The following is a 13,763-nucleotide window of genomic DNA, read 5'->3' on the forward strand; positions in this document are numbered from 1 at the left end:
TATATAATTTGAGCGCAAAGGTAAACATTTTTATTGATAATTGTTAAACAAGCGTTTATAAATTCACGAAAAATGGTATCTTTGTATCAACTTTCAAAATGGATGATGAATGAACTCAAACTTCTCCAACAAGGATTACCAATGCTATGTCGTTGAAGAGACAGACACGCTCCTGAATTGGTTGCTCAATCATGTGACACATCTCAGTAAGTCAAAGCTCAAAGCAACATTGGCTGGACGTGGCATTATTGTCAATGGTAAGCAAATCACGCAGTTCGATTATCCTGTGACGCCAGGCACTAAAATAGCTATTAGTAAGTCGAAAAGGAACACACTCTTTAAAAGTAAATATGTCAAGATAGTTTACGAAGACCGCTACTTGGTGGTGATAGAAAAGCAAGCTGGCATCCTTTCCATGGCGGCAGGACATGCCTCGCTGAATGTTAAAAAAGTGCTTGACAGTTATTTCAAACAGAGCAAACAGAAATGTACTGCGCATGTGGTGCATCGACTTGACAGGGATACCAGTGGACTCATGATATATGCCAAGGACATCCAAACCGCCCAACTGCTGGAACATGACTGGCATCACAACGTGTACGATAGGCGATATGTGGCAGTGGTGTCGGGCGAAATGGAACAAGATGAGGGTACCATTGCCAACTGGCTCAAAGACAACAGGGCGTACATCACCTATTCGAGTCCAGAGGATAATGGGGGAAAGTTTGCTGTGACGCATTTTCACACCTTGAATCGAACGACGGAACATTCGTTGGTGGAATATCGATTAGAGACGGGACGCAAGAATCAGATACGTGTACATTCGGCAGATATGGGGCATCCTGTGTGTGGCGACCATAAATATGGCAATGGCGACAATCCCCTCGGGCGCCTTTGTCTGCATGCTTACGTGCTGTGTTTTTATCACCCCGTTACGCACCGTCCCATGGAGTTTGAAACCCCTATACCGCCAGCGTTCGCACATTTGTTCAAGGGTAGTTATAGAAATCAGCCTTGCTCTGGGCGGACAGCGCATGAGTTCAATGAAGTAGAATGAAATAATTAAAATCATGTTTTCAAATATTAGTTTTTATATCTACCTACTGATAGCCATTATTGTGGGTGCCTTTTTGTTGAAGAAAATAACGAGTTGTTTATTAAAGATAGTACTCTTTCTCGTATTTGTGGCTTTGGCAGTATGGTTATATTATGCGTTTTTCGCATAAATCGTCTCCAACTGATGCCCCTCCTTTTGAATTTTAAAAGCGCAAGATAGAAGGTTTGCTGTACTCATGGCGTTGCTTTGAACTGTTAGTCTTTTTGCTTTCAGCCCATATTTATCGTGTGTGTTTCTTTTAGATAGCCATAGGATAGGTAGTATGTCATTAGATTTTTAGCTCATTTTTGAAAAGATAGCCGTTGTTAATACCTTGATTTATATCAAGATTTTATTTTAGCTTGCCGGACTTTTAGGAAAAATAGTTACTTTTGCGGACTATTTGAATAATTTTATCAATTAACAACAACATTTTTTTTATTTATGAACACAAAATTACAACTATTTTGCGCAATCATTCTATGTCTTACAATTGGACGGAATACCGCATTTTCAGCCGATAACGGTATGAGCATTCAAAAGACATCAAACGTGGAAGTAAAATCTAATCCTGCAAACATCGCCTACGATGCGGTGGCGACTCGTTCAACAACGAACAATAACGAAATACCAGAATTAGAGTTATCATTAGTGAGATTATTATTGACCCATGAAGGTGTGGGATATCCAAAGCCAAAAGCCAAAAGTCGTCTTGCCTTAAAAAAAATTTGCGATGCACCAAAAACACACACAACAGAACAATTATTGAAAGCCAGATATGACTTTCTTAATGATACGGATGTAGAAATGCCAGTGAATGGTAAACGCTACACCATTAAGTTCTATGGTATTGGACAAGACATATTTTTGCTTGATTATTCTGATGGTAAGCTGTCTACGCGTAAAGTTGCATTAGGAGATGTTCCCAACGAGTCGGCATGCTTCACGGCGCATGTCTTGAAGAATGGAAAAGTTGCTTTCAAGACTATCGATAACAAGTGGTTGAGTTATCCTACCAAGACGCCTGCTCCCGATTGGCTTAAAGATTTTGCTCCTAATGGTGTAACAAACAAATTGGACGAGGCAGCCAACGGACTTGAATTGCAAAAGGCTGGTCAAGCAGCACATGTTAAATTCGAAAATCCGCTTAATCTTTTTGGTAAGTTCTATATTAAATCTAAAAGAGGAACTCACACCAGCACTAATCAAGCGGTGCAAGGCATTTGGGTGTTAAAAACATCGGATAATACCTTTGATGGTGCAAGCGACCCTTATTATAACGAAACCTTTTCGTCTGTAATACTTATCCAACCAGTGACGGTAACCACAGGCATACAGCAGATAGATACCGCTGCAAAGCGCACCAGCGAGAATAAAATCTATACGCTGTCAGGACAACGTGTATTTGTAGAAAAACTCTCCGACCTGCCACGTGGCATTTACATTGTAAACAGTAAAAAGCTATTGGTGCAATAATTCTTCATTCCTCCTCAAATTGTGTCGTTGCACTTTCTACAGATTATTGAGGCAATTTGAGGAGGAGTCATGTCATTTGCATTCCACCTTCAAAACGTTCTTCTAATTGCCTACGGATGGCATTTATTTTCAATCGCATTTTAATAAAGTAACGATTACCCTTATATATGTAAAATTTTTTGCTTGTTTTCAAGTGCCTTTTTCCCTCGTTAACACATTGAGATAAGCCTAAGAAAATAACTCGAGTTTTCTTTGTTTTAGAATTTTGAAGGCGTCAAAATAGTGACTTGTTTTCTTATCTTATTACTTCAACCTGCTTGTCTCCATGCTTTAGTCGTGCTAAATGATTACAATAGCGACCTTATTGCATGATTCCAAGACGCTAATCTCACCCTTTTTGATGCCTAAAGCATGAAGATAACCTCTGCGCTTTTAACTTGGAATTTCGTAAGTGTCTTTATATCAGAAGTTTGCAAAATTCGCGTATTTACAGCCAACAATAAGGTTGGTTGAAAATATCGTCAGGATTTTGCCCTTAAATCCGTGAGTTTTCTAATGCTTATTGTAAAGATTTTTCCGATTTTTGTATACCACCGAATACCACCTTTCTTTTGCTTTTGTTTGAGTGAACTTACTGATAGTGGCATGAGGGTTGTGTTGTCCCGATGATAGAATATTCACTTGGAATTCATGTTTTGCAATCTGAAGTTAGCAATTTAACCTATTTTTTTTGTTCATATCTTGTAAAAATCTCAAAATAATGATTAACTTTGCATCGCATTTGTAAAAATGTATGTGTTTCGACAGAAAGCGAGAACAATTATAATTATAATAATTTTTATGAATTTTACTTTATTCGTTACCGTTTTGTTGACGGCCGTAACCTTGGTAGTGGCAGCTTATGTCATTGCAAAGTTAATTGGTCCGCGCTCGTATAATGCGGTAAAAGGCGAACCCTATGAGAGTGGTATTCCAACGAGAGGTTCTTCGTGGCTTCCCATGCACGTTGGTTATTACCTCTTCGCTATCCTTTTCCTCATGTTCGATATCGAGACTGTGCTGCTCTATCCGTGGGCGGTAGTTGTGCGAGATTTTGGAGCTATGGCTTTGGTTAGCATCGGTTTCTTCCTTATGGTACTTGTCTTAGGCTTGGCGTATGCTTGGCGGAAAGGAGCTTTGGAATGGAAATAAAGAAACCGTATATCAAGAGTATTCCTTACGGGGAGTTTAAGGACAACGAATCGTTGGAACGCATTGTTGACGAACTCCATGAAGGAGGCGTGAACGTTGTCACAGGGTCGCTGGACCAATTGATTAACTGGGGGCGTGCCAACTCGCTCTGGAGCTTGACATTCGCCACCAGCTGTTGCGGTATTGAGTTTATGGCAGTGGGATGCGCTCGTTATGATTTCGCTCGTTTTGGATTTGAGGTCACACGTAACTCTCCACGACAAGCCGACCTGATTATGTGTGCTGGAACCATTACCAATAAAATGGCACCTGCTTTTAGGCGTTTGTATGATGAAATGGCAGAACCCAAGTACGTTATTGCGGTGGGTGGATGTGCTATTTCTGGCGGTCCGTTCAAGAGCAGTTATCACGTGGTAAGAGGAATTGACGAGATTGTTCCTGTTGATGTCTTCATACCGGGATGTCCGCCACGTCCAGAGGCTATCATGTATGGCATGATGCAGTTGCAGCGCAAAATCAAAGTAGAAAAATTCTTCGGAGGTGTCAACCATAAGCAAGAGGCTCACCACCACGGATTGAGTAACGCAGAGGTGTACCAACAAAAACTGAAGGAAAACAAGCCTATCGTAGTGACTCACGTTCCCGAAGACTTTCATCCTCAAGAAGAGTTAGAACATCAACATTAAATAAGGTATATCGGATATGAAATTAGAAAATATAGAAATTGCATTCAGTAACTTGGCACAAGAGATGTCGAAACTGAAGAACGACAAGCATTTCGATTACCTTGTTACCATTGTTGGCGAAGACTTTGGCGAAGAAGGGTTAGGATGTATTTATATTTTAGAAAACACACAAACCCACGAGCGTACATCGGTCAAGGCAATAGCGCAGCAAATAGGGGAGGAGTATGTACTCGATACCGTTTCCAACCTATGGAAGGCTGCCGATATCTTAGAGCGCGAAGTGTACGACTTCTTAGGTATTAAGTTCTTGGGGCATAAGGATATGCGCCGTCTTTATTTGCGCAATGATTTCAAGGGCTATCCACTTCGTAAGAACTTCGATGTCTCGCCCGAGAACAACCAGTACACTTTGGAAGAGGATGTGGAGTTGGATTACACGTTCCAATACTCACTTGATAAGAACGGTAACTTGGTAGAGACCCGCGTTCCGTTGTTCACAGACAACGATTTCGTTATCAACATTGGTCCTCAACACCCCAGTACGCACGGCGTACTTCGTTTGCAAAGTGTGTTGGACGGTGAAACCGTGAAGCACATCTATCCACACTTAGGATATATCCACCGTGGAATGGAGAAGATGTGCGAGGCGTACACCTATCCTCAAACCTTGGCGTTGACCGACCGAATGGACTACCTCAGTGCCATGATGAACCGCCATGCGTTGGTGGGCGTCATTGAAGAGGCAATGGAGATAGAACTGACCGAGCGCATACAGTACATCCGTACCATCATGGACGAGTTGCAGCGTATCGACTCGCACTTGCTATATTTAGGTTGTTGCGCACAAGATTTGGGTGCTTTGACAGCCTTCTTGTACAGCATGCGCGACCGCGAACACGTGCTGAACGTCATGGAGGAGACTACGGGTGGACGACTCATTCAAAACTATTACCGCATTGGTGGTTGCCAGGATGATATCGACCCCAACTTTGTGGAGAACACCAAGAAACTGTGTGCTTATCTCAAACCCATGCTACAAGAGTACATGGATGTGTTTGGAGATAACGTCATCATGCAACAACGCTTCAAGGGAATTGCGCCCATGAATCTCGAAAACATCATTAGTTATGGTGTGACAGGTGCTTCTGGACGTGCTTCCGGCTGGAAAAACGACGTGCGCAAGTATCATCCTTATGCCATGTACGACAAGGTGGAGTTTGAGGAAGTTCTCAGCGAGCATTGCGATTCGTTTGGTAGATACCTCAATCGTATTGAGGAAATCAAGCAAAGCATTCGCATCATCGAACAGCTCATTGATAATATTCCAGCAGGCGACTTCTATGTAAAACAGAAGCCAATCATCAAAGTGCCTGAAGGACAATGGTATTTCTCATGTGAAGGCTCGCGTGGCGAAATAGGAGTTTACTTGGATTCTAAGGGAGACAAGATGCCTTACCGCTTGAAATTCCGTCCTATGGGCTTGAGTCATGTTGCTGCGATGGATGAGATGCTACGAGGACAGAAGATAGCTGACCTTGTTACTGCAGGTGCGGCGCTCGACTTTGTCATTCCAGATATTGACAGATAGCAGGTATATAAGTTGACAACTTGTAGCAATGCTTTGCTCAATGTTTGCAACTTGTTCAATATAAATAACTTAAATAGATCATGTTTGATTTTAGTATAGTAACCACATGGTTCGACACTCTTCTTCGACAAACCTTAGGTTTGAACGATTTTTGGACGATATTCATTGAATGTGTTGTCGTTGGTGTCGCCATTCTCACTGCCTACGCCTTGTTGGCGATAGTGTTGATATTCATGGAACGTAAGGTGTGTGCTTACTTCCAATGCCGTCTCGGGCCTATGCGTGTGGGCTTTTGGGGAACGCTTCAGGTGTTTGCCGATGTGTTTAAGATGCTCATTAAGGAAATCTTTGCCGTTGACAAGGCCGACAAGTTCTTGTATTATATTGCGCCATTCTTTGTGGTGATTGCCTCAGTGGGCACCTTCTCGTTCCTTCCTTGGAATAAGGGAGCGCACATTCTCGATTTTAACGTGGGCATCTTCTTGGTGTCTGCAATATCGAGTATTGGTGTGTTAGGCGTCTTTTTGGCAGGATGGGGATCAAATAACAAATATTCTGTTCTGTCTGCCATGCGTGGAGCGGTGCAGATGATTTCGTATGAAATGACCTTGGGACTGACCCTCATTGCGGCTGTTGCCTTGACGGGAACGATGCAAATGAGCGGAATTGTGGAAGCACAGACAGGACCATGGAACTGGTTAATTATCAAAGGACACCTTCCTGCTATCATTGCATTCTTGTTGTTCTTGGTAGCTGGCAATGCTGAAGCGAACCGTGGACCGTTCGACTTGGCAGAGGCAGAGAGCGAGTTGACCGCAGGATACCATACAGAGTATTCGGGTATGGGCTTTGGTTTCTACTATTTGGCAGAATACCTCAACCTTTTTGTCATCGCAGGATTAGCCACTGCCGTGTTCTTAGGCGGTTGGGCACCTTTCAACATTGGAGTCGAAGGCTTTGATGCTGTGATGAATTATATTCCTGGCATTGTGTGGTTCTTAGGCAAGACCTTTGTTGTAGTTTGGCTTCTGATGTGGATTCGCTGGACGTTCCCACGTTTGAGAATTGACCAAATCTTAACTTTAGAGTGGAAGTATCTCATGCCATTGGCATTGGTAAATCTCATACTGATGACCATTTGTGTGGCTTTTGGTATCCACGGTTAAAACGTTTCATTTCTTGAAGATTCAGTAAGATGGAAAATAAACAATCATATTTTAGCGAAATCTGGTATGCTGTCAAGTCGCTTGTAACGGGGTTGAGGGTTACCTTGAAGGAATACTTCACCCCAAAGAGCACCGAACAATATCCAGAGAATCGCAAAACGACACTGCATGTGGCTCAACGTCATCGCGGACGCTTAGTGTTTAAGCGTAACGAAGACGGCACTCACAACTGTGTAGCGTGCACTATGTGCGAGAAAGCATGTCCCAATGAGACCATACTCATTAAGAGTGAAATGGTTGTCAACGAAGAAACGGGCAGGAAAAAGAAACAATTGGTGGACTATCAGTACAAATTAGGTGATTGTATGTTCTGCCAACTCTGTGTCAATTCTTGTAACTTCAACGCCATTGAGTTTACCAACGACTTTGAAAACAGTGTGTTCGAGCGAGATTCCTTGACCATGCACCTTGACAAGGAAGTGTATCAAGGCGGAAGTTTGCCAGGCTTGATAGATGGTGGAGCACCGCTGACCATTGGACAATTTAATACCAAAACCAAATAAAAGTAGTAACGTATATGGCTAATTTAATCATGTTTTGCATTTTGGCAGTCGTCATCTTGGGCTCTGCCATCATGTGTGTACTAACAAAAAGGATTATGCGGGCGGCTACCTTTCTGATATTTGTTTTATTTGGTGTTGCAGGTATCTATTTCCTTTTAGGATATACATATTTGGGAGCAGCACAGATTGCTATTTATGCAGGGGGCATCACGATACTCTATATCTTTGCAATACAGTTGGTATCTAAGCGTACGCTCCAAGGATTAGTAGAACATCTCAAAGGTTCACGCGTCATTCAGGGGGCTTTGCTCTCATTGATAGGACTGGCTACCGTGATAGGTGTCTTGGTGAAGAACCAGTTTATTCATCAAGCAACGCAGGTTGCTGATGCAGAAGTCTCAATGAATGTCATTGGACAAGCATTGGTAGGTTCTGAAAAATATCAGTATGTTTTGCCCTTCGAACTCATTTCCGTGTTCTTGTTGGCATGTATCATTGGCGGTTTGTTAATTGCCAGAAAGGAGGATGATAAATGATACCCGTTGAATGTTTGATAGGTCTGAGTGCGCTATTGTTTTTTATTGGCGTATTTGGCTTCGTTACCCGTCGTAATTTGTTGGCAATGTTAATCTCCGTAGAGTTGGTTCTTAACTCCGCAGACATCAACTTTGCCGTGTTTAACCGCATCCTGTTCCCCGAACAGTTGGAGGGTTTTTTCTTCACGTTGTTCTCCATTGGCATCAGTGCTGCCGAGACAGCGGTGGCGATTGCCATTATTATAAACGTTTACCGAAACTTTGGTAGTGATCAGGTGAACAGTATTGAAAATATGAAATTATAAGATGATGGATTACAGTTATGTATATTTAATACTTCTTCTACCTGCACTCAGTTTCCTGATCCTTGGACTGTTGGGTATGAAGATGAGTCATAAGGTGGCTGGACTCATTGGCACCGTGGTGCTTGGTACGGTGTTCTGTCTTTCTTGCTACACCGCTTATGAATATTTTATAGGCGTAGGGCGTGGCGTTGACGGATTATATCCTACCATTACACCTTTTAATATTACGTGGTTGAAGTTTACCGAACTGCTAACCTTTAATATCGGTTTTAGGTTGACACCTATTTCTGTAATGATGTTAGTGGTTATCTCTACGGTCAGTTTCATGGTGCACATCTATTCCTTTGGCTATATGCACGGAGAGAAAGGTTTTCAGCGTTATTATGCTTTCCTTTCGCTCTTCACCATGTCAATGTTGGGCTTGGTAGTGGCAACCAATATTTTCCAGATGTATTTGTTTTGGGAATTGGTGGGCGTTAGCTCTTACCTGCTCATTGGTTTCTATTATCCTATGCACACAGCCGTGGCAGCTTCTAAGAAAGCCTTCATTGTGACACGCTTTGCCGATTTGTTCTTTTTAATCGGTATATTGTTTTATAGCTTCTATGTAGGTACATTCAATTACGATTTAACCGCTACGCCAGAATTGGCAACTCATGCTGCTCATGCCGCTTGGGTAATGCCGTTAGCGCTGTTCCTGATGTTTATTGGTGGTGCAGGTAAATCAGCCATGTTCCCTTTACACATTTGGTTGCCCGATGCGATGGAAGGTCCGACGCCCGTTTCGGCATTGATTCACGCTGCAACGATGGTGGTGGCAGGTGTGTATTTGGTGGCAAGTATGTTCCCCTTGTTCGTGGAATATGCACCCGAACAGTTACATTGGATTGCTTATATTGCTGCCTTTACCGCCTTTTATGCGGCTGCCGTGGCGTGCGCACAGAGTGACATCAAGCGTGTCTTGGCATTCTCAACCATTTCGCAAATTGGTTTCATGCTCGTTGCCTTGGGCGTTTGCTTGCCCGATCCTACCACAGGTGCGGTAGCAATGACCGAAGAATATGCCGACGTACAAGGCTTAGGATATATGGCAAGCATGTTTCATCTGTTCACGCATGCCATGTTCAAGGCTTGTTTGTTCTTGGGTGCAGGTTGTGTGATTCATGCCGTACACTCCAATGAGAAATATTATATGGGAGGACTTCGCAAGTACATGCCCATCACGCACATTACGTTCTTGATTTCATGTCTTGCTATTTCGGGCATTCCACCTTTCTCTGGATTCTATTCAAAAGATGAAATATTGGTGGCTTGTTACAACTTTCATCCCGTCATGGGAATGGTGATGAGCGGTATTGCCATGATGACCGCCTTCTATATGTTCCGTTTGTATTACGTTATCTTCTGGGGTAAGAGCTATTACGAGTCGCATCAGGGCGAACCCGATGTACACAAGCCTCACGAAGCTCCTGCAGTAATGACCTTTCCGTTGATATTCTTGTCGCTCATTACTTGTACCGTCTTCCTTTGGGGGACACGTGCAGGACAGTTGGTGTCTGCCAACGGCATTGGGTTTAATACGCATACCAACTGGTCAGTGGCGATTACCAGTACTGTATTGGCATTGCTTGCCATCGGTCTTGCTACCTTTATGTATAAAGGAGAGAAAACGCCAGTGGCAGACAAGTTGGCAAGTACTTTCCCAACCTTGCACCGCGCTGCTTACAAACGTTTCTATATGGACGAGGTTTGGCAGTTCGTGACACACAAAATTATCTTCCGTTGTGTCAGCCGTCCCATTGCTTGGTTCGACCGTCATGTTATTGATGGCTTCTTTAACTTCTTAGCATGGGGTACTCAAGAGGCAGGCGAAAGCATCCGACCTTGGCAGAGTGGCGATGTGAGACAATACGCCATTTGGTTCCTTACAGGTAGTGTAGCATTGACGTTAGCATTGATTTGCTTGTTGTAATGCTTTAGTTAGAAAGATTTAATGAATAAAATACAAAAATGAGTATATTAACATTATTCGTCGTTATTCCCGTCTTGATGTTGTTCGGGCTTTGGTTGGCTCGCAACATCCGTCAAGTACGTGGTGTCATGGTGGCTGGCTCTACCGCTTTGCTGGCACTCTCTGTTTGGCTTACTATTGCATTTATCCAAATGCGTCAGGCTGGACATACCGAAGCCATGCTGTTTATGTATAGTGCACCTTGGTTCGAACCGCTCAACATTGCCTACACGGTAGGAGTGGATGGTATCTCAGTTGTTATGTTGCTCTTATCGAGTATCATCGTCTTTACGGGTATCTTTGCCTCTTGGCAGCTCAAGCCCATGACTAAAGAATACTTCCTTTGGTTCACCTTGTTGAGCACTGGTGTGTTTGGCTTCTTTATCTCTATCGATTTATTTACCATGTTCATGTTCTACGAGGTGGCACTTATCCCGATGTATCTGCTTATAGGTGTGTGGGGAAGTGGTCCCAAGGAATATGCCGCTATGAAGTTGACGTTGATGCTCATGGGCGGAAGTGCCTTGCTGATTATCGGTATCTTGGGCATTTATTTCTATAGTGGAGCCACCACGATGAACGTGCTTGAGATTGCTGCCCTGCACAATATCCCTGTTGATGTACAGAAGATATTTTTCCCATTGATATTCATTGGATTCGGTGTGTTAGGTGCCTTGTTCCCCTTCCACACATGGTCACCCGATGGACATGCTTCTGCGCCCACTGCAGTCTCTATGCTCCATGCTGGTGTGTTGATGAAGTTGGGAGGCTACGGCTGTTTCCGCATCGCCATGTTCTTGTTGCCCGAGGCGGCACAAGAGTTGGCTTGGATCTTCCTTATCCTCACCACCATCTCTGTAGTCTATGGTGCTCTCTCGGCTTGTGTACAAACCGACTTGAAATATATCAACGCCTATTCTTCGGTAAGTCACTGTGGATTGGTGTTGTTCGCTCTGTTGATGATGACCAAAACCGCTTGTACGGGTGCCATTCTCCAAATGCTCTCGCACGGTTTGATGACCGCTTTGTTCTTTGCGCTCATCGGTATGATTTACGGACGTACGCATACACGTGATGTTCGTCAGTTGGGTGGATTGATGAAAATCATGCCTTTCTTGGGTGTAGGTTATGTAGTGGCAGGTTTGGCGAACTTGGGATTACCTGGTTTCTCGGGCTTCGTTGCGGAGATGACTATTTTTGTAGGCTCGTTTGCCAACAACGATACCTTCCACCGCACCGCTACTATTATTGCTTGTACCTCCATTGTTGTCACCGCAGTTTATATCTTGCGTGTTGTTGGAAAGATACTTTATCAAAAGGTAGCCAATCCTCATTTTGAGCAACTCACTGATGCTACATGGGACGAGCGTGTGGCTGTGATGTGTTTGATATTCTGTGTAGCTGGCTTAGGTATCGCACCTCTGTGGGCAAGCAATGTCATCAATGATGCCGTAGGACCTATCCTACTCAATATAATACACTAAAGTTTAGAAGAAGATGAATTACAGTCAATTCCTATATATGATGCCAGAGGTCACCTTAGTGGTGCTTTTGCTGGTTACGTTTGTTGCCGACTTTGCTACATCGCAGAAGATTAGGACGCTTGCGCCCACCGACAAGCGTCGCTCATGGTTCAATCCCATGATTTGTCTGCTTATGTTTGCGCACATCCTTATCAATCTGTTCCCCATTGAGACACACACTGTTTTTGGGGGAATGTACATCGCTACGCCTGCTATTGGGGTGATAAAGACCATTTTGGCTTTTGGAACGCTTATCGTTCTCATTCAGTCCAAAGAATGGTTGTCACGTCCCGATACCGCTTTTAAGGAGGGAGAGTTTTACTTATTGGTGATAGCAACGCTGTTGGGAATGAATATGATGGTGAGTGCCAACCACTTCTTGCTCTTTTTCTTAGGCTTGGAAATGGCGAGTGTACCTATGGCTTGCTTAGTTGCGTTTGACAAATATCGTCACGACTCAGCCGAAGCAGGAGCCAAGTTCATATTGACAGCCACCTTCTCAAGTGGAGTGATGCTTTACGGTATCAGCTTTATCTATGGTGCGGTAGGCACGCTTTACTTTGAAGACATTGCCACACAGCTCACCGCCACACCGTTTATCATTCTTGGCATGGTGTTCTTTTTCAGTGGATTGGGCTTTAAGATTAGCTTGGTGCCTTTCCATTTCTGGACAGCCGACTCGTACCAAGGTGCGCCAACTACCGTTACGGGCTATCTCTCGGTAGTAAGTAAAGGTGCAGCAGCTTTTGCCCTTTGCACTATCTTGATGAAAGTATTTGCCCCCATGGTTCTTTATTGGCAATATTTGTTGTACATCGTCATTGTGTTGTCAATCACGGTAGCCAACTTGTTCGCCATTCGTCAAACCAACCTGAAACGCTTCATGGCGTTCAGTTCTATCTCTCAGGCAGGTTATATAGTCTTGGCGATTGTTGGTAACTCGGCGTTGAGCGTCACTGCATTGAGCTTCTATGTGCTGATTTACGTGGTAGCTAACATGGCAGTGTTTACCATTATCAGTGCGGTAGAGGAACATAACAACGGTACGGTGATGATGGACAGTTACAATGGCTTTTATCAAACCAACCCCAAGCTGGCTTTCCTCATGACTTTGGCATTGTTCTCGTTGGGCGGTATTCCACCATTTTCGGGAATGTTCTCTAAGTTCTTTATCTTTATGGCAGCCGTGCAGGATGCCGATCTGAGTACTTCAGTAGGGGCATGGGCGTATATCGTGTTGTTCATTGCGTTAATCAATACGGTCATCTCCTTGTATTACTACCTCTTGATTGTGAAGGCGATGTACATCAAGAAAAGTGAAAATCCGTTGCCCACATTCAAGAGCCACACCAATACCAAGTTGGCATTGGCTGTATGCACAGCCGGTGTAGTATTGTTTGGCGTGTGCTACATGGTGTTCGATTGGATACATGCGGCTTCGGTAGCGCTCTAAGATATAAAATACCACTAAACATCCTCCGTCTGAATTGTGTTCTTTGCACGTTAGGCGGAGGATGTTTTTGTTGAAGTGTAGCGATATTAAAAATGGGTCAGTCGTAAAACCCAGTTGCACCCCTCCTCTCATGCACATAATTTCATAAGCCTGTAAAGGAAGAAAGGAA

At 43.6% G+C, this 13,763-nt stretch carries 12 protein-coding genes; all 12 read left to right on the top strand.

Translation table 11 applies throughout. The annotated features are described in order from the left end of the window. Positions 1-109 precede the first annotated feature (109 nt). On the top strand, positions 110-1,057 hold the full coding sequence (locus DEM91_RS06575; protein WP_249858371.1) for an RluA family pseudouridine synthase: 948 nt from the start codon (positions 110-112) through the stop codon (positions 1,055-1,057). A gap of 483 nt (positions 1,058-1,540) precedes the next feature. Continuing rightward, positions 1,541-2,572 carry a hypothetical protein gene (locus DEM91_RS06580; RefSeq protein WP_249858372.1) on the top strand — a complete coding sequence of 344 codons (1,032 nt, stop codon included), beginning with the start codon at positions 1,541-1,543 and terminating at the stop codon, positions 2,570-2,572. An 840-nt stretch (positions 2,573-3,412) separates the two neighbouring features. After that, positions 3,413-3,763: an NADH-quinone oxidoreductase subunit A gene (locus DEM91_RS06585; RefSeq protein ID WP_025071546.1), complete on the top strand. Its 351-nt coding sequence runs from the start codon at positions 3,413-3,415 to the stop codon at positions 3,761-3,763. Further along, positions 3,754-4,449, top strand: coding sequence for an NADH-quinone oxidoreductase subunit B (locus DEM91_RS06590; RefSeq protein WP_008125567.1), 696 nt, complete (start codon positions 3,754-3,756; stop codon positions 4,447-4,449). Before DEM91_RS06585 ends, DEM91_RS06590 begins: the two co-directional genes overlap by 10 nt. Before the next feature lie 16 nt (positions 4,450-4,465). Next, the gene (locus tag DEM91_RS06595; RefSeq protein ID WP_249858373.1) at positions 4,466-6,037 is read left to right on the top strand and encodes an NADH-quinone oxidoreductase subunit C; all 1,572 of its coding nucleotides are present in this window, start codon (positions 4,466-4,468) and stop codon (positions 6,035-6,037) included. An 80-nt stretch (positions 6,038-6,117) separates the two neighbouring features. Continuing rightward, complete coding sequence (gene nuoH / locus DEM91_RS06600) at positions 6,118-7,203, top strand: NADH-quinone oxidoreductase subunit NuoH (protein WP_008125571.1); 1,086 nt, start codon at positions 6,118-6,120, stop codon at positions 7,201-7,203. 29 nt (positions 7,204-7,232) lie between these two features. Further along, entirely contained in the window at positions 7,233-7,766 is a 534-nt protein-coding gene (locus tag DEM91_RS06605) for a 4Fe-4S dicluster domain-containing protein (protein ID WP_249858374.1), read from the top strand. Between the two features lie 14 nt (positions 7,767-7,780). Next, on the top strand, positions 7,781-8,302 hold the full coding sequence (locus DEM91_RS06610) for an NADH-quinone oxidoreductase subunit J (RefSeq protein ID WP_249858375.1): 522 nt from the start codon (positions 7,781-7,783) through the stop codon (positions 8,300-8,302). Next, the gene (nuoK, locus tag DEM91_RS06615; RefSeq protein ID WP_004348632.1) at positions 8,299-8,607 is read left to right on the top strand and encodes an NADH-quinone oxidoreductase subunit NuoK; all 309 of its coding nucleotides are present in this window, start codon (positions 8,299-8,301) and stop codon (positions 8,605-8,607) included. The genes DEM91_RS06610 and nuoK overlap by 4 nt, the downstream gene beginning before the upstream one ends. A 4-nt stretch (positions 8,608-8,611) precedes the next feature. Continuing rightward, complete coding sequence (locus tag DEM91_RS06620) at positions 8,612-10,579, top strand: NADH-quinone oxidoreductase subunit L (RefSeq protein WP_249858378.1); 1,968 nt, start codon at positions 8,612-8,614, stop codon at positions 10,577-10,579. Positions 10,580-10,617: 38 nt separating this feature from the next. Further along, on the top strand, positions 10,618-12,102 hold the full coding sequence (locus DEM91_RS06625; protein ID WP_249858376.1) for a NuoM family protein: 1,485 nt from the start codon (positions 10,618-10,620) through the stop codon (positions 12,100-12,102). A gap of 13 nt (positions 12,103-12,115) precedes the next feature. Then, positions 12,116-13,594 (top strand): NADH-quinone oxidoreductase subunit N, encoded by a 1,479-nt coding sequence (locus DEM91_RS06630; protein WP_249858377.1) that lies wholly within the window; start codon positions 12,116-12,118, stop codon positions 13,592-13,594. Positions 13,595-13,763: the final 169 nt, after the last annotated feature.

The organism is Prevotella sp. TCVGH, assembly GCF_023522295.1.
GTDB lineage: Bacteria > Bacteroidota > Bacteroidia > Bacteroidales > Bacteroidaceae > Prevotella > Prevotella timonensis.

Excerpts from the sequence above, each read along its gene's own strand:
- DEM91_RS06610 (WP_249858375.1), top strand. The coding sequence starts at position 7,781 with ATGGCTAATTTAATCATGTTTTGCATTTTGGCAGTCGTCATCTTGGGC.
- DEM91_RS06595 (WP_249858373.1), top strand. The coding sequence starts at position 4,466 with ATGAAATTAGAAAATATAGAAATTGCATTCAGTAACTTGGCACAAGAG.
- DEM91_RS06580 (WP_249858372.1), top strand. The coding sequence starts at position 1,541 with ATGAACACAAAATTACAACTATTTTGCGCAATCATTCTATGTCTTACA.
- nuoH (WP_008125571.1), top strand. The coding sequence starts at position 6,118 with ATGTTTGATTTTAGTATAGTAACCACATGGTTCGACACTCTTCTTCGA.
- DEM91_RS06605 (WP_249858374.1), top strand. The coding sequence starts at position 7,233 with ATGGAAAATAAACAATCATATTTTAGCGAAATCTGGTATGCTGTCAAG.
- DEM91_RS06590 (WP_008125567.1), top strand. The coding sequence starts at position 3,754 with ATGGAAATAAAGAAACCGTATATCAAGAGTATTCCTTACGGGGAGTTT.
- DEM91_RS06585 (WP_025071546.1), top strand. The coding sequence starts at position 3,413 with ATGAATTTTACTTTATTCGTTACCGTTTTGTTGACGGCCGTAACCTTG.
- DEM91_RS06625 (WP_249858376.1), top strand. The coding sequence starts at position 10,618 with ATGAGTATATTAACATTATTCGTCGTTATTCCCGTCTTGATGTTGTTC.
- DEM91_RS06575 (WP_249858371.1), top strand. The coding sequence starts at position 110 with ATGAACTCAAACTTCTCCAACAAGGATTACCAATGCTATGTCGTTGAA.
- nuoK (WP_004348632.1), top strand. The coding sequence starts at position 8,299 with ATGATACCCGTTGAATGTTTGATAGGTCTGAGTGCGCTATTGTTTTTT.
- DEM91_RS06630 (WP_249858377.1), top strand. The coding sequence starts at position 12,116 with ATGAATTACAGTCAATTCCTATATATGATGCCAGAGGTCACCTTAGTG.
- DEM91_RS06620 (WP_249858378.1), top strand. The coding sequence starts at position 8,612 with ATGGATTACAGTTATGTATATTTAATACTTCTTCTACCTGCACTCAGT.